Origin of the sequence: Streptomyces sp. NPDC058671 (assembly GCF_042716475.1) — a bacterium.
Taxonomy (GTDB): Bacteria; Actinomycetota; Actinomycetes; order Streptomycetales; family Streptomycetaceae; genus Streptomyces.
The window spans coordinates 104,240-124,655 of record NZ_JBHXSA010000011.1; the positions used below are offsets into that span (position 1 = coordinate 104,240).

Sequence of the window (20,416 nt, forward strand, 5' to 3'; positions counted from 1 at the left end):
CGCACGGCCGTCCTCGGGGCGCGCCCTGGGGCAGCCCCCCGTCGGTGCGTGCGTCAGAACCTGACGCAGACAGGACCCTTGTTGAAGTTCACCACGCCGAGCTGCGTAACGGCCCCGTTGCAGGAGAAGTCCAACCCGCCGCCGTTCTTGTCCTCCTGCCCGTAGGAGGAACCGAAGTCGACACAGATCGGGCCCTGGTTGTAGTTCACCACGCCGAGCTGCGTGGTGAAGTCGTTGCACTGCGCGGAGTGCGTCGGCTCCGCTCCCCGCTCGGAGTAGTCGTTGGCCGAGGCGATACCGGAGCCGGCCATCAGCGCGGCAGAGGCCAGAGCGAGGGCCGCGAAGGTCTTACGGAAAGACAGCATGATTTTCCTTCCAAGAAGCGGAGGGCGGGGACGCAGCAGACTTCACCAGTGCCCGGTTCCTTCCGCTGCTCAGGACACGCGGATTCGTACGGACAGGCGGCACAATGCGCTCTCTTGGCCGTGTGCTGACGCGCCCCACGGCCGGATGAGAGTGGGTCCCATTCCTGCGCTGTCTGGTGGTGGCCCTATCCCCCGCCAGGCGTTGCCCCAGGTGGGAGGTTTCGCAGGGGTGTACCGGTCGGCGGCGCACCCCTTAGGCTGTGCGCCGGTCGGCCCCAGGCGCGGGGTCCCAGGGGGCGGGGAACAGGATGTCCGTAGAACGTCACATAGCGGGGATGCTCCGGCAGATCGCCCGTCAGCAGGACATCGTCGAGATCGCCCCCCAGGGCTCCACGTCGAAGGCCGCAGCCCTGGCGCACGTGGCGGAGCAGTACGGCTACACGTACGGCACGGCGTACAGGACCGGTTTCAAGAACTCGCTCGTCCAGGTCCGGATGTACCGGGACCCGCAGCCCGACGCCCGTGTCCGCGAGGCGGCAACCATCACCGCCCATCCGCACGCGGGCAACGGGGGGACAGCGCCGGGGCTGGAGCAGGGCTCGCTGAAGCCGCTCCCCGAAGCGGTCGGCGCCGTGGCCGTGCTGAAGGACCTCATCGCCTTCGACGTCATGGCCCTGTACGTCGCCGACCGGAGACAGAAGGTGATGTGCTACCTCGCCTGCGCGGTCCTGACCGTCCTCCTGCTCGTCGACCAGTCGCCGGTCGAAGCGGTCGCCTCCGGCGGGGCGGTCGCGCTGCTGATCACCGTGGCGTTCACGGTGGGCGCGATCCGCCGCCGGAAGATCGCACAGCGGCTGACGGAAGCCGGGTTCCTCGCGGTGCGTGACGAACAGGGCGCCCAGCGGTTCCTGCGCCCGGGGCAGCAGTCGCCCGGTCGCACCGCCCCCTTCGCCGCCTGAGACCCTGGCCTGCCGCCGCCGCCCGCGTGCTCGCCGAGACCTCGCACTCCTCTGCGCGGCTGACCACGGCGATCCGGAAGTCGGGGTGGAGCTCGCGCAGAGGGAGGGGAAGCCCGCCGCCCTGCGAGCCGAAGCCGACCTCTCCCGACCCGCCGCTGTCTCCTTCGTCTCACCAGTGGGTCCCGCCCGAGGTGAGGGCTGCCTGCGGTCGAAAGATCTGGACCGAGACCGGGAATCAGACCGCGACGAGCTCCCGCTCGCGGTCCGGCGTTTCGACCTTGGGCTTCTTGTTCGGCAGCGAGAGCCGGAAGACCTTGTGCCACGCGGAGAACACCTGCTTGGGCAGGGGGCCGGTGACGTACGCCAGCTCGTACTTCTCGAACAGCGCGCGCACCTTCACCGCGACCTCGGCGTACCGGTTGCTCGGCAGGTCCGGGAACAGGTGGTGCTCGATCTGGTGCGACAGGTTGCCGGTCATGAAGTGCATGGCCTTGCTGCCGCTGATGTTCGCCGAGCCCATCATCTGGCGCAGGTACCACTGGCCGCGCGTCTCGCCCTTGATGGACCGGCGCTCGAAGACCTGCACGCCCTCGGGGAAGTGCCCGCACATGATCACCGAGTGGGACCAGATGTTGCGGACCAGGTTCGCGGTGAACGTGGCGGCGAGCGTGGGGAGGAACGACGGGCCCGACAGCAGGGGGTGGATCACGTAGTCCTTGAGCACCTGCTTGCGGATCTTGCGGCCCACGGCCCTGGCCTGGGCGCGGAACTCCGGGTTCTTGCGGCGACGCTTGTGCAGGTTCTTGCCCAGCTCCAGGTCGTACGCGGCGATGCCGTACTCGAAGAAGCAGGCGTTGATGAAGTTCCACAACGGCTGGCCGAGGTGGAACGGATGCCACTTCTGGTCCTCGTCGACGCGCATGATGCCGTAGCCGAGGTCGTTGTCCTTGCCGATCACGTTGGTGTACGTGTGGTGCAGCTCGTTGTGCGAGTGCTTCCACTGCTCGGACGGCGAGACGTGATCCCACTCCCAGGTGGTGGAGTGGATCTTCGGGTCCCGCATCCAGTCCCACTGGCCGTGCAGGATGTTGTGGCCGATCTCCATGTTGTCCATGATCTTCGCCACGGACAGACCGGCGGTGCCGATCAGCCACGCGGGCGGGAAGATCGAGAACAGCAGTACGCCCCTGCTGACCAGCTCGAGCTTGCGCTGCGCCGAGATGACCTTGCGGATGTAGGCGGCGTCCCTCTCGCCGCGGTCGGCGATCACCTCGTCGCGGATCGCGTCCAGTTCGCGGCCGAGCTCCTCGATCTGCTCGGCGGTCAGGTGGGCGGTGGGGTCGATGGCGGTCAAGGTGCTCCTACCGTTCGATGTCACAGGGGCCCGCCGCGGCGGACACGCAGGTCTGGATGAGGACGCCCGGCTCGGCCTCGGTGATCTCGCCGGTGCGCAGGTCGCGGACGGCGCCGGCCGTGAGCGGCGTGATGCAGCCGAAGCAGATGCCCATGCGGCACCCGGAGGGCATGAGCACGCCGGCCTCCTCGCCGACGTCCAGCAACGGCGTGGCGCCGTCCGCGTCGACGGTCTTGCCGGTGGCGCTGAACGTGACCTCGCCGCCGTCGCCCGCGACGACGATGCGGGGACGGAAGCGTTCGGTGTGCAGGCGCTCTCGTACGCCGTGCTCGGTCCAGTGTTCTTCGGCGGCGTCGAGCAGGCCGGCGGGCCCGCAGGCCCAGGTCTCGCGCTCGGCCCAGTCGGGCACGAGGTCGTCGAGACGGGCGATGTCGAGCAGGCCGTCCGTGTCGGTGTGCACCTCGGTGAGCCGCAGCTTCCTGTCCGCGACCAGGTCGTGCAGTTCGTCGCGGAAGATCACGTCTTGCGGCCGTGGCGCGCAGTGGACCATGACGACGTCGTCGAACTCGCTGTCGCGCAGCATGCCCATCACGGGCGTGATGCCGCTGCCTGCCGTCAGGTAGAGCACCTTGGCGGGCTTGGCCTGCGGCAGCACGAAGTCACCGGTCGGATGGTCGAGCTGGATCAGCGTGCCCGGTCGTGTCCTGCGGACCAGGTGGTTGCTGACCTTGCCGTCCGGGATCGCCTTCACGGTGATCGTGAAGCGGCCGTCCTGGCGGTTCGTCGGCGAGGTGAGGGAGTAGGCACGCCACAGGCGCACCCCGTCGACATCGACCCCGATCCGCACGTACTGGCCGGCTGTGTGGCCGCGCCAGCCCCGCCCCGGCCTGATCACGACAGTCGCGGCGTCCGCCGTCTCGGGGTGCACGGCCTCGATGCGCCCACGCAGGTCGGCGCCCGCGCGCAGTGGGCTGACCAGGTCGAGGTAGTCCGACGGCAGCAGCGGCGTCGTGACCATCTCCAGTAGTTTCCACGCCCTGCTGCGGAGGGCTGCACTCGTCATGACTCCAGCTTGCTGCGCCTCAAGGGGTAAAGTCCTGACCGCAGGATGTGAATCTGGTCGCCTGAATTGTTCGCAGGAAACAAAACGTGAGCCATGCAATCCAGAGGGCCGGCGAACTGGCCCTCAATGAGACGACGGTCACCGCACTTCGGGCCGCGGTGAAGACCACCGCCGACGAGGTCGTGCAGGCGATCATCGACGAGGTCCCTCCCTACGCCAACGCCCTCTCGGGCCGCATGGGCGGCACCATCCGCCGAGCCGTCCGTACCGCCCTGGGGCACTACCTGGACCTCGCGAGCGGGAACGCCACGGGCGGCGACGGGGGTGACGCAGCCTACGAGCTGGGCCGCGGCGAGGTCCGCGACGGCCGTTCGATGGACGCCCTGCTCAGCGCCTACCGTGTCGGCGCCCGCGTGGCCTGGCGATGCCTGGCAGCGGGTGCCGTACCGGCGGGTCTGCCCGCCGCCGAGGTCGCCAAGTTCGCCGAACTGACCTTCGCCTACATCGACGAGCTCTCCGCCGCGAGCGCCGCGGGCCACGCCGACGAGCTGGCCGCCCGGGGCAGAGCCCACGAGCGCCACCTGGAACACCTGGCCCGCGACCTCCTCGCCGGCGCGAGCCCGGACGTGCTGCTGACCTCCGTTCAACGGGCCGGGTGGCAGCCTCCGGTTTCGCTGACCGCGGTCCTGCTGCCCGCTGCCCAGGCTCGACCCGCCTACCGCACGCTCGACCCGAGCACCCTCGTCCTCGACGACCTGCCGGACGCCACCGGTGTGCTGCTGGTCCCCGACGCCGACCGCCCCCATCTCCTGCGGCAGCTGACCGACCGTACCGCCGTGGTCGGCCCGGCCCGGCCATGGACGCGGGCGTCCGCCTCGTACGCACGAGCCGCCCGCGCGCGTTCCCTCTCTCCTGATATCCGCGACACCGAGGACCACCTGCCCGAGCTGGTGCTGAGCGCCGACGTGGACGCGTTCGCAGACCTGCGTGCCCGGGCCCTCGCACCGTTGCGGACCTTGCCTGTCGCGACCGCACGGCGACTGGAGGAGACGCTGCGGGCGTGGCTGCTGCACCAGGGCAGGCGGGACGAGGTGGCGGCGGCGCTGTTCGTCCATCCCCAGACAGTCCGGTACCGGATGTCGCAGCTGCGGGAGCTGTTTCCGGATCTCGCCTCGCCCCACCGGGTCCTCGAACTGACGCTGGCGGTCGGTCGCGGGGTCGGCTGACGCGTTCTTCGACCGTCGACGACCGCGTCCGCGAGCGGTCCGGGAACGGTGCCCCCTTCTCGGCGGGTGGTGACCGCCGGTGATCCGGTGCAGTGGTCCGAGCACTGGCCCGACCTGGCTGTTCGCCTCCGCGATCAGCGCGACGTCGGAGACCGGTCCGACCGGTGATCACACGACGGCGTGACCGAGCCGCACCGGGCAGCGGGGCCTGGTCGGCTCCCGGTCCCGGGGCCCCGGGACCGCCACGCTCGAAACCCCGGTCGGACCGTCGAGCTCGATCTCGAGGACACGCACAGCCGGAGGCGCCGACCAGGTGAACCTAAGCGGTCGGGGCATGAGCTGACACCGGATTCTGCAGCAGTCTCATCGCGGCTGTAGCAAGCCTTCGGGCGGTGATCCGTGGTTCGGCGGCAGGCAGGACGAGGTGGCTGACGGTCATGCGGACGATGACGTCCGCTGTCATCTCGAGAGTCTCTGTGTGCTGCTCCGGGAACCGCGTGCCCAGCCATTCCCGCACCAGGGTCTGACCCGCGTCGAAGACGGGGTCCGCTCGGGCGGTGAGGTAGGGGAGCAGGCTGTCGGAGCCGTGGCGGGCGGCTGCGATGACCGCCCGTACAAGGGGCTGGTTGTCGGCTTCCTCGAGTACGTACAGGATGGCAGCCTCCAGGCAGGCTGGGGACTCGGGCAGGCCGGGGTAGAACGTGTCGGCCACCCCGGCGAGGAACTGCCGGGTCTCACGGACCACCAGGGCGCGTCCCAGATCGGCTCGATTGCCGAACTCCTTGTAGACGGAGGGACGGGAGACCTGAGCGCGTGCCGCGACGGCCGAAAGACTGACCTGGTCCCACCCGGCTTCGCAGGTCAGTTCGTAAGCGGCGGCAAGGACGCTTTCCCTCATCTGCTTGCGCCAGGCGACGCGCGGGGGATCGGGTGCTTCTTCATCTGCGAGGTGTGTCGTTCTGCGTCGTTGTCGGGTTGCCATGACACAAGCCCGTCCGCGGGTTGAGCCGCCGGAGCACGAAACGGTCCGTGAGCAGGGGGCCGGATGAGGATGCGGTGGTGCCGACCCCTTGGTACGGGGGACGGGGCCGGCACCACGTCAGGGAGTCCGGGTGGATCGGACTGTCAGGAACGCTTGCGACGGGCGGCCAGGACGAGACCGCCGCCGAGGGCGAGGACGGCCGTCGCGATGCCGAGAGGGACCAGGGGATCGGAGCCGCCGGTCTGCGCGAGCGGACCGCTTTCGCCGTTCGCGTGCAGGCTGGAGCCGCTGTCACCCCCGTCGTCGCTCGGTCCTCCTGTGCTGGGCGCCGATGTGGTGGTTCCGCTCGTGCCGGGCGAGGTGCCTGCGTCGGTTTCGCCGGGCTGCTCTTCGCTGGGCCGGGCCTCATCCTGCTGACTGCCGGGGCCGGAATCGCCGGGGTCGGTCTCGGAGGCGCCCTGCGTCATGTCACCGGCACCGGGACCCGTACCGGCACCGAAGCCGTAGGCGCCACGGTCAGGTGCGCCGCCGGCCCGGTGGGCGCTGGCGGTGACAGCGGGGAACGGAGTGCCCGACCCTATGGCCGGGGAGTGGTCTCGCAGCCGGAAGGCTGCTTCCGCCGTGGTGCCCGCGTCGACGAACTTCGGGTCGGCGACGATGTCGTGCGGACCCTTGACCTCGGGAGCCTTGCCACCGAAGTAGACGTTGTAGTCGTAGGTCACGTCCACGTTGCGGGACTTGCTGTTCGTCGCCTGGCCAGGTCGCCCGTACGCGATGTTGTTGAGCAGCCGGACGTCCGTGCTGTCGTGGGCGAAGATGTTGGCGTAGCTCTCCATGCGAGTGCTCCGGCCGTTCATGTACGCCGTGTTGTTGACGATGTCGACGTGCTGGCTCTTGAAGGAGTGTATTCCCGAGCCGCCGTTGTCGTAGGAGAGGTTGCCGGCGACCAGGACGCGCCCGCCGTATGCGCGATGGTCGGCGTCGCCCTTGAGCGTGTCGACGATGATGCCGTTGCCGTCGGAGTAGCAGCGGCACCGCTCCCATTTGATCTTGGTTTCGTTGTCGTGGACGCGATTGCCGGTGATGCGGATCTTGTACTTCCCGGCGTCGGAACCTCCGACGTCGCGCGGCGTGAGGATGGAGATGCCGCTGGTGGCGTAGACGGTGTACCAGGAGTTGGAGTGCACGTGGTTCGCGGAGATGGTCACGTGGTCGGATTCGATCGCCGATATGCCGCCGCCCGCACAGGCGTGCACCTTGTTGCCGGTCACCTCGATGTGGTGCGACGCGGCGTCCGTGGACCTGTCTCGTTCGATCGAGATGCAGTTCGTGTTGTAGGTGGGGTCGCCCTTCTTCGACCCGCGTTCGGCCCCCGCCAGGTTCAGGGCGGCGTTGTTGCCCCTGATCTCCAGGTTCTTGATGGCGATGTAGGACGCGCCGTAGACGCTGATGCCGTTCCACGCCTTCACCGGATGGATCACCGGCCTGTGGCCGGGGTGTGCGGTGAAGGTGATGGGTGAGCCGGGACGGCCCGAGCGCCTGATGGTCAGCACGTTGGAGCCTGCCGAGCGCTCGGAGTACGTGCCGTTCATGATCGAGACGGTGTCACCGGGGCCGGCGCTGTCGGCGGCCTTCTGGAGGGTGCGGAAGGGCGCTCCGGCCGAGGTTCCCGGATTGTTGTCACTGCCTTCGGGGCTCACGAAGTAGGTGCGGTCTGCCGCATGGGCTGTACCGGCTCCCACGGTGATGACGCCGAGTGGGGCTGATGACGCGAGCAGTGCTGCGGTGACGGCGAGGGTGCGCGTGCGTTTCATGGGTGCCTGGTCTCCGAGATCGTCCGGACTGGAGCGGGCCGTGTCTCCCTCGGCCCGGAGGCCGTGCGCGGGACTGAGGCGCCGGGAGGGGCAGGGCAAGGGTGTTACGCCGTGTCAGGGCGCCGGCATGGGGGCGGCGCGCGAGGCATCGGTGCGCTCCGAAGTCCGCTGTGGGGGCGGGGTGTTGCGTGAGCGACAGTTACAGAACTCGATATTGAACGCAACCCTGTACCGCCTGTAAATGTTCTGACGCAAGGTCAGGAGACCTCGTCGGTGTCGACGGCTGTCACTCTCCGGCGCCGCACCCGGCGCGATGGCCGTGTGAAAGAAACTCTGCACGGGGGTTGCGAGTTGGCATGCTGGTATACCAGCATGCCGCCATGCCACAGATCGACTATCCAGTGAACAGCGCTGAAGCCCTGCCTCCCGGCTCACTGCCGCCCCTGCGCCAGGCCGTCTCACGAACCGACCGGGTGCGGGAGGCGTTGCGGCAGGCCATCCTCGAAGGCGTGCTCCCGCCCGGAAAGGCCCTGGTCGAGCGGGAACTCGCCGAGGTGTACGGGGTGTCCAAGACGCCGGTCCGCGAGGCGTTGAAGCAGCTGCACTCCACCGGCCTGGTGGAGATCAACGCCTACCAGGGAGTCAGTGTCCGCCGCCCCGACAACCGTCTGGTGCAGGAGCTCTACGCCGCCCGCCGCGCAGCGGAACCCGAGGCCGTACGCCTGGGCGCGGTCCGCCTCGGTGCGACCCCCCATGCCGCTGCCCGCCTGGCGCTTCAGGACGCGACCACGCTGATCGGCTCGGGCGAGACACGCGGTCTGGGCATAGCCAACCGGCGCTTCCACCGCGAGCTCTACAGCGCCTGCGGCAACAGCTTCCTCTGCGGCTTCCTGGACCAGCTCCAGGACCTCACGGCCTTCGTGGCCGGCCTCGGCTGGCGGCTGCGTGCCACCTGGGAGGAAGAGGCCACCGAACACGCGGCGATCCTGGAGGCCATGGAGCAGGGCGACGGCCCGCTCGTGGAACGGCTGACCCGCGCACACATCGAGAAGGCCCAGCAGACCATCTCCCGCGCCCTCGGTGACGACCCCGGCGACGGCCGATGAACATCGAGTTGTTCGCCCACCCCCTCTCCTTCCGGCGGCGGCCACAGGCCCAGGCGGACCGACTGGCCGCCTGCGGCGTCGACGGCGTGACCCTGGCGTACAGCTATCACGGTGGGCGGTGGCTGCTGACGACCAGCGACCCGTGTGCCGTGACCGACTTCCAGGCCGGACAGTGGTTCCGCGACGAAGCCGCACCCGTGCACGGTGACGACGTCACCCTGCCGGTTCTCGGCGACGACGCGACGATCGCCACGACCGCCCTGCGGCGGGCCGGCATCGAGGTGACGGCCTGGCTCGTCGGACTCCACCAGTCCGGACCCGCCACCCGCCGTCCCGAATCGGCGCTGCGCAATGCCTTCGGGCACCCCTACCGGCACGCACTGTGCCCGGCAAGGACCGAGGTACGCGCCCACGCCACCGACCTCGTCGCCCGAGCCGCCCGCCGGCCCGGAGTCACCGGCCTCGAACTCGAGGCCTTCGGCTACCTCGGCTGGCAGCACCAGAGCGCCCATGACAAGCTCGGCGCGGCCCTTCGTCCCATGGACCGCTGGCTGCTGTCGCTGTGCTTCTGCTCCGCCTGCACCGAACGCTTCACCGACGCGGGCATCGACGTGCCCGCCCTGGCCGAGACCGTCCGCGCGACGCTGCTCGCCCAACTCGCCGAGCCGCGGGAAGCCGGCGCCCTCGATGCCGACGCACGCGCCGCCCTGGGCTCCGACCTGCACGACACCGTCCTCGCCGTGCGCTCGCGCACCACCGTGAGCCTCGTGCGGGACGCCGTTGCCGCGGCCGACGGGCTGCCCGTCTCCGTACGCGCCACCGGCGACCCGTATGCCTGCGACGGCAAGTCCGCCGCCGACACGGGCGCCCTCGCCGCAGCAGCGGGCGCCCTCACCGTCACCGACCTGTCGGGAAACCAGGACGCGCTGCGCCGCGAACTCGCCACAGCGGCCCGGACCGGCGCACAGGTCACCGCCGGATGGAACCTGGCCGCAGACCGGACCACCGATGAGCGGCAACTCACGAGCGTCGCCCAGGACGCGTACCTGGCGGGAGCCCGCTCCCTCGCCCTGTACGCCTACGACCTGGCACCGGCACAGCGCCTCGCGTGGCTGAGTGACCTCTCCCGCCTCGCCGGAGGCCCTGACACGGCCGAGCCCGCACCCTCGCCCCCTCTACCGGAACCCGTGACATGACCGGATACCTCGTCCGCAGACTCTTCCAGCTGATCCCGGTCGCCCTCGTCGTCTCCCTGGTGCTCTTCATGCTCCTGCGGCTGATGCCGGGCGACCCCACCCTCGCCATCCTCGGCCAGGAGGCCACCGAGCAGGACCGAGCGCTGCTCCGGGAGGACCTCGGCCTCGACGCACCGCTGTGGCAGCAGTTCACCCAGTGGCTCGGCGATCTCGTCCGCGGCGACCTGGGCAGCTCATGGCTCACCGACGAGAAGGTGGGCACGGTCATCTCCGACCGGTTCGCCGCCACCGTCGAGCTCGGAGTCATCGCCCTGGTCTTCGCCGTCCTCATCGGGATTCCCGCGGGCATCCTCGCCGCCGTCCGCCGTCGTACCCGCACGGACACCACGCTGAACTCCGTGGGTCTGCTCGCCCTGTCCACCCCGCACTTCTACCTCGCCGCCCTGCTCATCCTCGTGTTCGCCCTGTGGCTCGAGGTCCTCCCACCCTCGGGATACGTTCCCTTCACCGAGGACCCCGTCGAGAACCTGCGGCGCATGATCCTTCCGGCCGTCACGATCGGCTCCACCATCGCCGCGGTCACCATGCGCCAGACCCGCGCCGCCCTCCTCGCCGCGTTCAACGAGGACTACATCCGCACAGCCGAGGCATCAGGTCTGTCACGCGGCCGGATCGTGGGCGTCTACGCCCTGCGCAACGCCATCGTGCCGGTCGTGACCGTGATCGCGCTGCAGATCGGGGCGCTGATGAGCGCCACCGTCGTCACCGAGACCGTCTTCACCGTTCCCGGCATGGGCACCTTGATCGTCAACGGCATCTTCAGCCGGGATCTCCCCGTCGTCCAGGGCGCCGTGTTGATGGTCGTGGTCCTCGTCCTCCTGGTGAACCTTCTGGCGGACCTCGTGTACGCCTGGCTCGACCCGCGCATCACGTACTGACGTCGGGCACGCGCCCACAGAACCCCCCGATCCGGCCCCGCGCCGATCACAGCACGTCCTGCACCACACGTCCCGCACGCACCTCCTGGAGCGCCGATGGCCATAGACCTCGCGCCGAAAGTCCCCCGCAGACCGGTTCTGGACCGGCTGCGCCGCGACCGCCGCGCCCACATCGCCGTACCCCTGCTGTTCCTCCTGCTCGTGGCCGCGGCCGCGGCACCCTTCATGTCGGACTCGGTCAGCGCCACGGACACCGGCCGGCTCCTGGCCGGCCCCAGTTCCCGGCACCTGCTGGGCACCGACGAGATCGGACGGGACGTCCTGGCCCGGATCGTCGCCGGTTCCGTGGTCACCGTGGGGGTGGCCACCATCACCGTGGGCGCCGCCCTCATCGCCGGAACAGTGCTCGGCCTGATCGCCGGATACCGCGGCGGCTGGGTGGACACCCTCGTCATGCGCGTCTCCGACGGACTGCTCGCCTTCCCCCTCCTCGTCCTCGCCCTCACCGTGGTCGCGGCCCTCGGTCCCGGACTGCGCAACGCCCTGATCGCGATCGCCGTCGTCACCACCCCGCGCTTCGCCCGTGTGGTCCGCGGCGAGGTGCTCTCGCTGCGCACCCGCGAATGGGTGTCCGCCGCACGTATCGTCGGCGTCACACGCACCACGATCATGCGCCGACACCTGCTGCCCCACCTCGCCGGCACCCTGCTGGTCTTCGCCGCCCTCCAGGTGTCCACCGCGATCATGGCCGAGGCCGCGCTCAGCTTCCTGGGCCTGAGCGTCCAGCCCCCGCAGCCGAGTTGGGGCGCGATCGTCGCCAGCGGCACCGACCACCTCAGCGCGAGCTGGTCGCTCAGCGTCTTCCCCGGGCTCGCGATCCTCCTCACCGTCGCCGCGTTCAACCTGCTCGCCGACGCCCTGCGCGACGCGCTGGACGCCCACCGCCCGGACCTCGCGCCCACGCGCTGAGCCGTCTCCCGGCCCTTCACTCCGTCACCCCCGTACAGAGGAAGTACTTCGTCATGCCCAACTCCACGCCGCCCCGGATACCACGTCGCACCGTCCTGGCCGGTGCCGCAGCCACCGCGGCCGTCGCCACCCTTGCCGGATGCGGCTCCTCGGACTCCTCCCAGGGAGCCGCCGGGGGGACGCTCACCGCCGGTTTCGACAACGAGCCCGTCACCCTCGATCCGGCGTTGAGCTCCGCCATCTCCTCCGACCGCAACGTCCTGAACCTGTTCTTCGACACCCTGCTGCGTCAGCGCCGCGACGGAACCTTCGAACCGGCCCTCGCCACCCGATGGACCGACACCGGCACCGAGATCACCTTCGAGCTCCGCCAGGGCGTGAAGTTCCACGACGGCACCCCGTTCGACGCCGATGCGGTCGTCCTCAACCTGAAGCGGATCTCGGACCCCGCCACCCGCTCCACCAAGACGGCCGCACTGGCCTCCATCCGCGACGTGAAGGCAGTCGGCCCGCGGACCGTCAAGGTCACCCTGAAGGCCGCCGACCCGCTGCTGCTCACCCAGCTCGCCCACGAGCCCGGGATGATCGCCTCGCCCACCGCGCTCGCCGGGGGCGCCGAGCAATTCGGACGCAGGCCGGTGGGCACCGGCCCCTTCACCTTCCGCCAGTGGAGGACGAAGGTCCAGCTGACCGCCGAGCGCAACAAGACGTACTGGGCCAGGACCGAGGAAGGCGGCGCGCTTCCGCTCCTCGACAAGGTGGTCCTGCGCTTCGTCACCGAGGCCAAGGTGCTGCGCGCCGAGCTGTCCACCGGGGGAGTGCACCTGGTGCGCGCCCTGCCCCCGGAGGAGTACAAGCAGCTGGCCGACGCCCCGCGGATCACCATCAAGGACGAGGGCGTGCGCCGCAACTACTACGCCTCGCTCAACGTCACCAAGGGACCCTTCCGCGACCCGCGGGTACGCGCAGCCTTCGCCATGGCCGTCGAGCGAAGGTCCGTCGGCAAGGCCGCCGCCGGCGGCGACTTCGACATCGCCCCCTCCTTCGCCACCTCCAACGACTGGTTCTACGACGACGCCCTCGCCCCCCTGCCGTACGACCCCGAGAAGGCCCGCGCCACTCTGGACAGGGCGGGACTGCGGGGAAAGGTGCCCATCACCCTCGTCGCCCGCCGTCGCGCCCCCGACCCCACCGTCGCGGAACTGCTCCAGAGCCAGCTCACCGCGGCGGGATTCGCCCCCAAGGTGGAGATCCTCGAATTCCAGACCCAGCTGGAACGCATGCGGAAGCAGGACTTCGACGCGGCGATCCTCGTCATCGACATCCCCCGCCTGGACCCCTCCCTCGCCTTCGACCCGTACTTCGCCAGTGACGGGCCGAGCAACTGGTCGGGCCTGAAGGACTCCGCCCTCGACGCCCTGCTCGACAAAGGGCTGGGCACGGACGACCGCGCCGTGCGCAAGCAGGCGTACGTCGACGTACAGCGCCGCATCCTGGAGAACAACTACTGGGTCTTCCTGCACCAGGCCAAGTCGCCGCTGATCCACAGCAGCGACCTCAAGGGCGTCGGCCTCGACGTCGACGGCCAGTGGCGCCTCGAGCGCGCCCGGCTCGGCGCCTGAGGGGCATGCGATGACCCTCCTCGACATCAACCGGCTCGGTGTCACCTTCCACACCGCCCCCGACGAACCGCCCGTGCGCGCCGTGGACGACGTCAGCCTGCACCTCGACACCGGCGAGACCCTCGCCATCGTGGGCGAATCCGGTTCCGGCAAGACCGTCACCGCCCTGAGCCTGCTCGGCCTCAACCCGCCCTCACCCCTCTGCGAGACCACCGGGTCGATCCTGCTGGACGGCACCGACCTGCGCGCACTGGACCGGCGCGCCTGGCGCGAGGTACGCGGCAACAGGGTCGCCATGGTCTTCCAGGACCCCGGCACCGCCCTCAACCCGCTGCTGACCATCGGCACCCAGATCATGGACGCCGTCCGCGCACACCAGCGCATGAGCCGCGAGCAGGCGAGACAGCGAGCGGTCGAGGCGCTGACACAGGCCCGCATGCCCGAGCCCGAGAAGCGCCTGACCCAGTACGTCCACGAACTGTCCGGAGGCATGCGCCAGCGCGCCGCCATCGCCCTTGCCGTCGCCGCCCGCCCCCGACTCCTCATCGCCGACGAACCCACCACCGCCCTCGACGCCGCCGTCCAGGCCGAGATCATGACCATGCTCCGCTCGCTGTGCGACGACCTCGGCATGGGCCTGATCCTCATCACCCACGACCTCGGCGTGGTCGCCGAACAGGCCGACCGGGTCGCGGTCATGTACGCCGGACGGATCGTCGAGAGCGGACCCACCGCCCAGGTCCTGGCCGACCCCCGCATGCCCTACACCCAGGCACTCCTGGCAGCGACCCCGCGCCTGGACGCGCCCGCCCGTACCCGCCTCGCCTCCATCGACGGCCGGCCGCCCCGGCTCAGCGACCGCCCCCCGGGCTGCTCCTTCGCACCGCGCTGCCCGGTCCGCACGGACGGCTGCGAGATGGTCGTGCCGCCCCTGCTCACCATCGGTGAAGGCCACGCGGCGGCATGCCTGTTCGCCGACGCACCACGAGAACGGCCCGTGCCGCTGCCCGTGACGACCGACGACCTGTCCCGGGGCGCCGAAGAGGAAGACGGCACACCGCTCGTCGAGTTCGACGCCACCGACCTGCGCTATCCGGTCCGCACCGGGGCGCTGCGCCGCGTCACCGGGCACGTCGCCGCCGTCCAGCAGGTGAGCCTGAAGGTCGCCTCGGGACGCACCCTCGCCCTCGTGGGGGAGTCCGGCTCGGGCAAGACCAGTCTGACCAAGATGCTGCTGCGGCTGGAGACCCCCTCCGGGGGGACCGTCCGCTACGACGGCATCGATGTCCGACGGCCGTCCGCGTCGGAGCTGCGGCGGCTCCAGCGGGAGATCCAGGTCGTCTTCCAGAACCCCTACGCCAGCCTCGACCCCCGTATGACGGTCCGTGAGATCCTCGCCGAGCCGATGCGGGTGCACGGGCTGGACACCGCGGAACCCGAACTCGTCCGCCTCCTCCAGGACGTCGGCCTCGACGCGTACGCGCTGGACCGCTTCCCCTCCGCCTTCTCCGGCGGACAGCGCCAGCGCATCGCGATCGCCCGGGCGCTGTCCCTGCGGCCCCGACTGATCGTCTGCGACGAGGCCGTCAGCGCCCTCGACGTCTCCGTCCAGGCCCAGATCCTCAACCTGCTCGCCGACCTCCAGGCAGCGCACGGCATGGCCTACCTCTTCATCACCCACGACCTGGCCGTCGTCAGGTCGGTCGCCCACCGCATCGCCGTCATGCGGCAGGGCCGGATCGTCGAGGAAGGCCCGGCGGACCGGATCTACGAAACCCCCTCCCACCCCTACACCCGCGAACTGCTCTCGATGGCTCCGGGGCGCACCGCACCCCGGCTCGCCGGTGCGCAGAGCGCGGCCGGCACCGACAAGGAACGGAGCATCACATGGCCGAAGTGACCCAGGTCCGCCTGACCTCGATCAACACGCCGCGGCACAACAGCATCACCTGCGGACACATCCTGGTCGAACTCCTCACCGACGACGACGCACTGACGGGCATCGGCGAGATGTCCGACCTCCAGCACCTCCCGCGCTACCACCTCGACGTACCGGATCTGGAAGCCACCCTCAACGAGATCCTGGTGGGTCTCGACGCGCTCCAGATCACCGAGATGGAACGCCGCCTGGAGGCGAACTTCCCGCAGGCCGGATACATCTACGACAAGAGCCGCGCCATCAAGTGCGGGGTCGACATCGCCTTCTGGGACCTGGCCGCGAAACAGCTTGGTGTCCGGGTGTGCGACCTGCTCGGCGGCGCGGTCCGCGAGTCGGTGCCCATCGCGTATCCGATCTTCCGCCAGCAGCACGAGGAGGACGTCGAACGCAATCTCGCCATGGTGGGACGGCGTCTGGAGGAGGGCTTCACCTTCTTCCGGGTCTATGTCGGGCGCCGCCTCGACCTGGACGAGCGGTTCCTGCGCACCGCCCGCGAACGGTTCGGTGACCGCATCACCATCAAGTCCCTGGACTTCTCCAACCTCCTCGACGCCAAAGCGGCCTGCGCCTTCGCCGAGCGGGTGGCCGACGTCGGCTACGACCTCATCGAGTCACCCGCCCCGCACCACGACATCCGCGGTCTGGTCCAGGCCCGCGCCCGGCTCGCCGTCCCGATCAGCGAGCACGTCTACAGCTACCGGTGGGCACTGGACCTCGTCGCCGCGGACGCGGTGGACGTGTTCAACGTCAGCGTCATCGCCATCGGCGGGATCACACCAGCACGCCGGGTCTTCGCGATAGCCGACGCCGCCGGCAAGGCGTGCCTGGTCGGTACCACGCAGGAGCTGTCCATCGGCACGGCCGCCGCCGCCCACGTCGCGATGGCGATGTCCGCCGTCACCGTCCCGAGCGACCCGGTCGGACCGCTCCTCTACACAAGGGACGTCGTCACCGACCCCGTCCGCTACACCGACGGCCTGTTGTCCGTGCCGCAGGGCCCCGGCCTCGGCATGACGCTCGACCCGCAACGGGTGTCGGCCTCCGCCGGGCCGCTGACCTGGGCGGCCACCAGCGCCGCCGCGGTCGTCGACCGGCAGGTGGCCGCCACGTGAGCGACACACCGCAGTCGGCGAACGACGCCCGTGCCGAGGGCCGCTTCGCCGGCCGGGTCGCATTGATCACCGGCGGCGCGCGCAACATCGGCCTCGCCATCGCATGGCGGCTCGCCAAGGAAGGCGCGGCGGTGGCCCTCAACGGCCCCGACCCGGCCGAGACCGAAGCCGCAGCCGCAGCCATGCGCGACAGGGGCATGTCCGCGACGGCCTGCCCCGGCGACGTGTCCGACGCCCGCCAGGTCGACGCCTTCCTCAACCGTACGGTCGATGTCCTCGGCGGACTCGACCTGCTGGTCAACAACGCAGCCGCCCCCATGCTGGGGCGTGGTCCACTGCTCGACATCGACGTCGCCGACTGGGACCGCAGTTTCGCCGTCAACGCGCGCGGGGTGTTCCTGTGCACGGTGGCGGCCGCCCGGGTGATGCCCGCCGGCTCCTCCATCGTGAACATCTCCTCGGTCGGGGCCACCCGTGCCCACCGGGCCGCCGTCGCCTACGACGCCAGCAAGGGCGCCGTCGACGCGGCGACCCGCGCCATGGCCCTGGAACTCGCGCCCCGGGGGATCCGCGTCAACGCCGTCGCCCCCGGCCCGGTCATCAACGACCGGTTCGCCCTCCTCGATGCGGCCCAGCAGCGGACCCGCGCCCAGCCGGTCCCCCTGGGCCGGGTCGGCGACGGATCCGACGTCGCCGCGGCCGTCGCCTTCCTCGCCTCCGCGGACGCGTCCTTCATCACCGGACAGGTGCTGAACGTGGACGGGGGACTGAGCGCGCAGCTCAGGCCGCCGGGGGCCGACCCCGCTCTCGACCATCCCCTTCCCTGACCGGCCGCACCACCGCCCCGGTCCACCGCCAGCCGTTCTGCCGCACCGAAGGAAGCACGACATGACCCACACCCCCCGGCACCCCCTCGACCCCGACGATCTGGCCGCCCTGGGCGAGGCCAGCACCGCCACCATCACCACCCAGCTCTTCAAGCACGGCCTGCGCAACACCTTCCTGGCAGGCCTGACCTGTGTCACGCCCGACGCCAGGCGCATGGTCGGCGAGGCTTTCACCCTGCGCTACATCCCCGCCCGCGAGGACATCGACACCCTTGAGGTCTACGACGACTACGACCACCCCCAGCGCCTGGCGGTCGAACAGGCCGGCCCCGGCCAGGTCCTCGTCGTCGACTGCCGCGGCCAGGGACGCGCGGCCGCCGCGGGCAACATCCTGCTGACCCGCATGGCGGTCAACGGCGCCGCCGGTGTGGTCACCGACGGCACCCTGCGCGACATCGAGGAGATCAGCCGTCTGCCCCTGCCCGTCTTCGCCACCGGGGCGGCGGCCATGACCAACCTCGCCCAGCACCACGCGGTCGACCTGCAAGTGCCCATCGGATGCGCCGGCGTCGCCGTCTACCCCGGGGACGTCATGGTCGGCGACGCCGACGGTGTGGTCTGCGTACCCCGCCACCTTGTCCCTGTCATCGCCCGAGCGGCCCGCGAACAGGAACTGCAGGAGGCGTTCATCGTCGCCCGCGTGGCAAGCGGCGCCCCCCTACGCGGCACCTACCCCCCGGACGAGGCGACCCGCCGCGCCTACGACGAGTCGCGCGGCGCGCTCCCCGCGGCCGACTGACCCGCCCGCCCGGCCCCTGACCGCGCCGGCGGCCCAGTCTCCGGAGCACCGGAACCGGTGCTCCGGAGGACGGCTCACATCCCGTTCACCGATCGATCCGCCCTCCCCCGCAGAAGGCAGGAATCATGAGCAGCCCCGCAACATCCCGCTCCGCACGTTCCCGTACGGGAACGACTGTCCCGCTCCTCCTCTCCGGCGCCCTGGTCGGCGCCCTGATCTCCGTCGCCTCGGCCGGCCCGGCCGCCGCGGCGAACCTCGCCAGCACCTTCGACACCGTCGCCCCCGGCGCGCCCGCCCCCGGCTGGACCACCAGCGGGGACGTCACCGTGCAGGACGTGACCGGCACCGTGGACCGAAGCCTTCGTCTGCGAGACACCTCCACCACTGCCAACGTCACCGCCACCGGCACCTTCGGGACCACGACCTCGACCGTCGTCGCCGGGTTCCGACTGCGAGCCGCGCAGTCCACCGCCACGGTCGGCGCGCACCTCGACAGCTCGGGCGGCCACAGCGTCACCGTCGCCATGAGCCCCACCGGCCGCCTCTACACCTACGACGGCGCCACCCAGATCGACCTCGGGGCCTATGCCGCCGACCGCTGGTACGACATCCGTCTCGTCGCCCGACCCGGCACCGCGAGCGCCGACCTCCACATCGACGGCGAACGCCGCGCGGCGGGGCTCGATTTCCGCACCTCCACCACCGATCTGCGCAGCATGCAGATCGGGATCTCCGTGGGCGACACCGGCACCGCCTACCTCGACGACGTCCGTACCACCGTCGAGACCACCCCGACCAGCTGGCAGCACCTCGGCACGGTCGCTCCCCGCACGGCCGCGCAGATAGGCACCTCCCAGCTGCTCGTCGGAGCGGAGACCCTCGACCGCGACTACACCGACTACCGGGCGTACGCCCCCTACCTGGGGAGGCTGGGGGCGACCGGGGTCCGTCTGCAAGGAGGCTGGGCCAAGACGGAGAAGGTTAAGGGCGTCTACGACTGGACCTGGCTCGACCAGATCGTCGACGACGCCAGGGCCCGCGGCGTCAAGCCATGGCTCCAGCTGTCCTACGGCAACGGCATCTACACGGGCGGCGGAGGCTCCGGCCTCGGCGGTCAGATCCCGACCTCCGCCGAGGCCCTGACAGCCTGGGACGCCTGGGTGACCGCCATGGTCAAGCGGTACGAGAACCGGGTCAGCGAGTGGGAGATCTGGAACGAGCCCAACCTCGCCGGCATCCCGGCGGCCACCTACGCCGACTTCTTCGCCCGCACCGCGGCCCGCGTCCGCGCCGAACAGCCCGACTCCGTCATCTACGGGCCGGGCGAGGCCGGCATCGACGTCCCGTACACCAACGACTTCCTCGTCCGGCTCTCCGGACAGGGCAAGAGTCACCTGCTCGACGGCATCAGCTACCACCCCTACAACCCCAACCCCGACGACATCTGGACCTACCAGCAGGTCGACAGGATCCGGGCCCTGATCAACCAGTACGCCCCCGGAGCCGTACTGAGGCAGGGCGAGAACGGAGCCCCCAGTGCGCCCAACAGCTTCGGCGCACTCGGTGACCTGGACTGGACCGAACTGAGCCAGACCAAGTGGTTCCTTCGCCGCCTCACGCACGACCTCGGCCAGGGCATCAGCACCAGCGCCTTCAGCATCTCCGACCTCCACTACCCGTCGAAGATCAACAGCAAGGGCCTGCTCCAGACCAACAGCGACAAGTCGATCCGCTACGCCAAGCCGTCCTACTACGCGGTCCAGACCCTCGCCTCCGTCATCGACAGCACGATGAAGGCACTGCCGGCCTACGCGTTCACCACCGACTCCGCCGTCACCCTGACCGTCCAGGGCTTCGCCAAGCGCGACACCGGGCGCCAGGTCGTCGGCGTCTGGAACGGCACCACCACCCCGGGAGACAGCACCACCCGCACCCCGGTCCGCCTGACCCTCCCCAACGGCAACTTCACCGACCCCGTCTACGTCGACGTACGGACCGGCGCCGTCTTCGACATCCCCGCCACCGACTGGACGGTGTCGGGCAGCACCCACACCTTCCGCAACGTGCCGGTGTACGACTCGCCCGTCCTCATCGCCGACCGCTCCACGATCAGGCTCTAGAACTCTCGGGCCCCGCCCGCTCCCC

The 20,416-nt window shown here is 70.4% G+C and carries 17 protein-coding genes; 12 read left to right on the forward strand and 5 right to left on the reverse strand.

From position 1 onward, the window contains the following. Window positions 1–53: 53 nt before the first annotated feature. Window positions 54–365, reverse strand: coding sequence for a hypothetical protein (locus ACFWV2_RS16285; protein ID WP_384405681.1), 312 nt, complete (start codon window positions 363–365; stop codon window positions 54–56). 308 nt (window positions 366–673) lie between these two features. Between ACFWV2_RS16285 and ACFWV2_RS16290 the strand changes: the two genes are divergently transcribed. After that, the gene (locus ACFWV2_RS16290) at window positions 674–1,324 is read left to right on the forward strand and encodes a hypothetical protein (RefSeq protein WP_384405682.1); all 651 of its coding nucleotides are present in this window, start codon (window positions 674–676) and stop codon (window positions 1,322–1,324) included. 235 nt (window positions 1,325–1,559) lie between these two features. Here the strand turns inward: ACFWV2_RS16290 and ACFWV2_RS16295 are convergent, their stop codons facing one another. Then, window positions 1,560–2,678, reverse strand: a complete 1,119-nt coding sequence (locus ACFWV2_RS16295; RefSeq protein WP_384405683.1) for a fatty acid desaturase family protein — start codon at window positions 2,676–2,678, stop codon at window positions 1,560–1,562. A 7-nt stretch (window positions 2,679–2,685) separates the two neighbouring features. Then, window positions 2,686–3,741: a ferredoxin reductase gene (locus ACFWV2_RS16300; protein WP_384405684.1), complete on the reverse strand. Its 1,056-nt coding sequence runs from the start codon at window positions 3,739–3,741 to the stop codon at window positions 2,686–2,688. A gap of 86 nt (window positions 3,742–3,827) precedes the next feature. On the opposite strand from ACFWV2_RS16300, the gene ACFWV2_RS16305 reads away from it, so the two are divergent. Then, window positions 3,828–4,967: a helix-turn-helix domain-containing protein gene (locus tag ACFWV2_RS16305; RefSeq protein ID WP_384405685.1), complete on the forward strand. Its 1,140-nt coding sequence runs from the start codon at window positions 3,828–3,830 to the stop codon at window positions 4,965–4,967. Between the two features lie 319 nt (window positions 4,968–5,286). Here ACFWV2_RS16305 and ACFWV2_RS16310 read toward each other — a convergent pair whose 3' ends face one another. Continuing rightward, window positions 5,287–5,865, reverse strand: coding sequence for a TetR family transcriptional regulator (locus tag ACFWV2_RS16310; RefSeq protein WP_384405686.1), 579 nt, complete (start codon window positions 5,863–5,865; stop codon window positions 5,287–5,289). 227 nt (window positions 5,866–6,092) lie between these two features. Beyond that, window positions 6,093–7,763, reverse strand: coding sequence for a right-handed parallel beta-helix repeat-containing protein (locus ACFWV2_RS16315; protein ID WP_384405687.1), 1,671 nt, complete (start codon window positions 7,761–7,763; stop codon window positions 6,093–6,095). Between the two features lie 380 nt (window positions 7,764–8,143). On the opposite strand from ACFWV2_RS16315, the gene ACFWV2_RS16320 reads away from it, so the two are divergent. From ACFWV2_RS16320 to ACFWV2_RS16365, 10 genes are all read left to right on the forward strand, one after another. Beyond that, window positions 8,144–8,869, forward strand: a complete 726-nt coding sequence (locus ACFWV2_RS16320) for a GntR family transcriptional regulator (protein WP_384405688.1) — start codon at window positions 8,144–8,146, stop codon at window positions 8,867–8,869. After that, on the forward strand, window positions 8,866–10,065 hold the full coding sequence (locus tag ACFWV2_RS16325; RefSeq protein WP_384405689.1) for a hypothetical protein: 1,200 nt from the start codon (window positions 8,866–8,868) through the stop codon (window positions 10,063–10,065). Before ACFWV2_RS16320 ends, ACFWV2_RS16325 begins: the two co-directional genes overlap by 4 nt. Beyond that, entirely contained in the window at window positions 10,062–11,003 is a 942-nt protein-coding gene (locus ACFWV2_RS16330; protein ID WP_384405690.1) for an ABC transporter permease, read from the forward strand. Before ACFWV2_RS16325 ends, ACFWV2_RS16330 begins: the two co-directional genes overlap by 4 nt. A gap of 96 nt (window positions 11,004–11,099) precedes the next feature. Continuing rightward, window positions 11,100–11,972, forward strand: coding sequence for an ABC transporter permease (locus ACFWV2_RS16335; RefSeq protein ID WP_384405691.1), 873 nt, complete (start codon window positions 11,100–11,102; stop codon window positions 11,970–11,972). Window positions 11,973–12,025: 53 nt separating this feature from the next. Further along, window positions 12,026–13,594 (forward strand): ABC transporter substrate-binding protein, encoded by a 1,569-nt coding sequence (locus tag ACFWV2_RS16340; RefSeq protein WP_384405692.1) that lies wholly within the window; start codon window positions 12,026–12,028, stop codon window positions 13,592–13,594. Window positions 13,595–13,604: 10 nt separating this feature from the next. Next, on the forward strand, window positions 13,605–15,494 hold the full coding sequence (locus ACFWV2_RS16345) for an ABC transporter ATP-binding protein (protein WP_384405693.1): 1,890 nt from the start codon (window positions 13,605–13,607) through the stop codon (window positions 15,492–15,494). Continuing rightward, window positions 15,482–16,645, forward strand: coding sequence for a mandelate racemase/muconate lactonizing enzyme family protein (locus ACFWV2_RS16350; protein ID WP_384405694.1), 1,164 nt, complete (start codon window positions 15,482–15,484; stop codon window positions 16,643–16,645). Before ACFWV2_RS16345 ends, ACFWV2_RS16350 begins: the two co-directional genes overlap by 13 nt. Next, the gene (locus tag ACFWV2_RS16355; protein WP_384405695.1) at window positions 16,642–17,472 is read left to right on the forward strand and encodes an SDR family NAD(P)-dependent oxidoreductase; all 831 of its coding nucleotides are present in this window, start codon (window positions 16,642–16,644) and stop codon (window positions 17,470–17,472) included. The genes ACFWV2_RS16350 and ACFWV2_RS16355 overlap by 4 nt, the downstream gene beginning before the upstream one ends. Before the next feature lie 61 nt (window positions 17,473–17,533). Continuing rightward, a complete protein-coding gene (locus ACFWV2_RS16360) occupies window positions 17,534–18,271 on the forward strand; it encodes a ribonuclease activity regulator RraA (RefSeq protein WP_384405696.1) in 738 nt (245 codons plus the stop codon). Between the two features lie 125 nt (window positions 18,272–18,396). Next, window positions 18,397–20,391 (forward strand): hypothetical protein, encoded by a 1,995-nt coding sequence (locus ACFWV2_RS16365; RefSeq protein ID WP_384405697.1) that lies wholly within the window; start codon window positions 18,397–18,399, stop codon window positions 20,389–20,391. Window positions 20,392–20,416: the final 25 nt, after the last annotated feature.

Coding starts and splice junctions, on each gene's coding strand:
- ACFWV2_RS16325 (WP_384405689.1), top strand. CDS start 8,866: ATGAACATCGAGTTGTTCGCCCACCCCCTCTCCTTCCGGCGGCGGCCA.
- ACFWV2_RS16320 (WP_384405688.1), top strand. CDS start 8,144: ATGCCACAGATCGACTATCCAGTGAACAGCGCTGAAGCCCTGCCTCCC.
- ACFWV2_RS16360 (WP_384405696.1), top strand. CDS start 17,534: ATGACCCACACCCCCCGGCACCCCCTCGACCCCGACGATCTGGCCGCC.
- ACFWV2_RS16350 (WP_384405694.1), top strand. CDS start 15,482: ATGGCCGAAGTGACCCAGGTCCGCCTGACCTCGATCAACACGCCGCGG.
- ACFWV2_RS16345 (WP_384405693.1), top strand. CDS start 13,605: ATGACCCTCCTCGACATCAACCGGCTCGGTGTCACCTTCCACACCGCC.
- ACFWV2_RS16310 (WP_384405686.1), bottom strand. CDS start 5,865: ATGAGGGAAAGCGTCCTTGCCGCCGCTTACGAACTGACCTGCGAAGCC.
- ACFWV2_RS16300 (WP_384405684.1), bottom strand. CDS start 3,741: ATGACGAGTGCAGCCCTCCGCAGCAGGGCGTGGAAACTACTGGAGATG.
- ACFWV2_RS16365 (WP_384405697.1), top strand. CDS start 18,397: ATGAGCAGCCCCGCAACATCCCGCTCCGCACGTTCCCGTACGGGAACG.
- ACFWV2_RS16340 (WP_384405692.1), top strand. CDS start 12,026: ATGCCCAACTCCACGCCGCCCCGGATACCACGTCGCACCGTCCTGGCC.
- ACFWV2_RS16315 (WP_384405687.1), bottom strand. CDS start 7,763: ATGAAACGCACGCGCACCCTCGCCGTCACCGCAGCACTGCTCGCGTCA.
- ACFWV2_RS16285 (WP_384405681.1), bottom strand. CDS start 365: ATGCTGTCTTTCCGTAAGACCTTCGCGGCCCTCGCTCTGGCCTCTGCC.
- ACFWV2_RS16290 (WP_384405682.1), top strand. CDS start 674: ATGTCCGTAGAACGTCACATAGCGGGGATGCTCCGGCAGATCGCCCGT.
- ACFWV2_RS16330 (WP_384405690.1), top strand. CDS start 10,062: ATGACCGGATACCTCGTCCGCAGACTCTTCCAGCTGATCCCGGTCGCC.
- ACFWV2_RS16335 (WP_384405691.1), top strand. CDS start 11,100: ATGGCCATAGACCTCGCGCCGAAAGTCCCCCGCAGACCGGTTCTGGAC.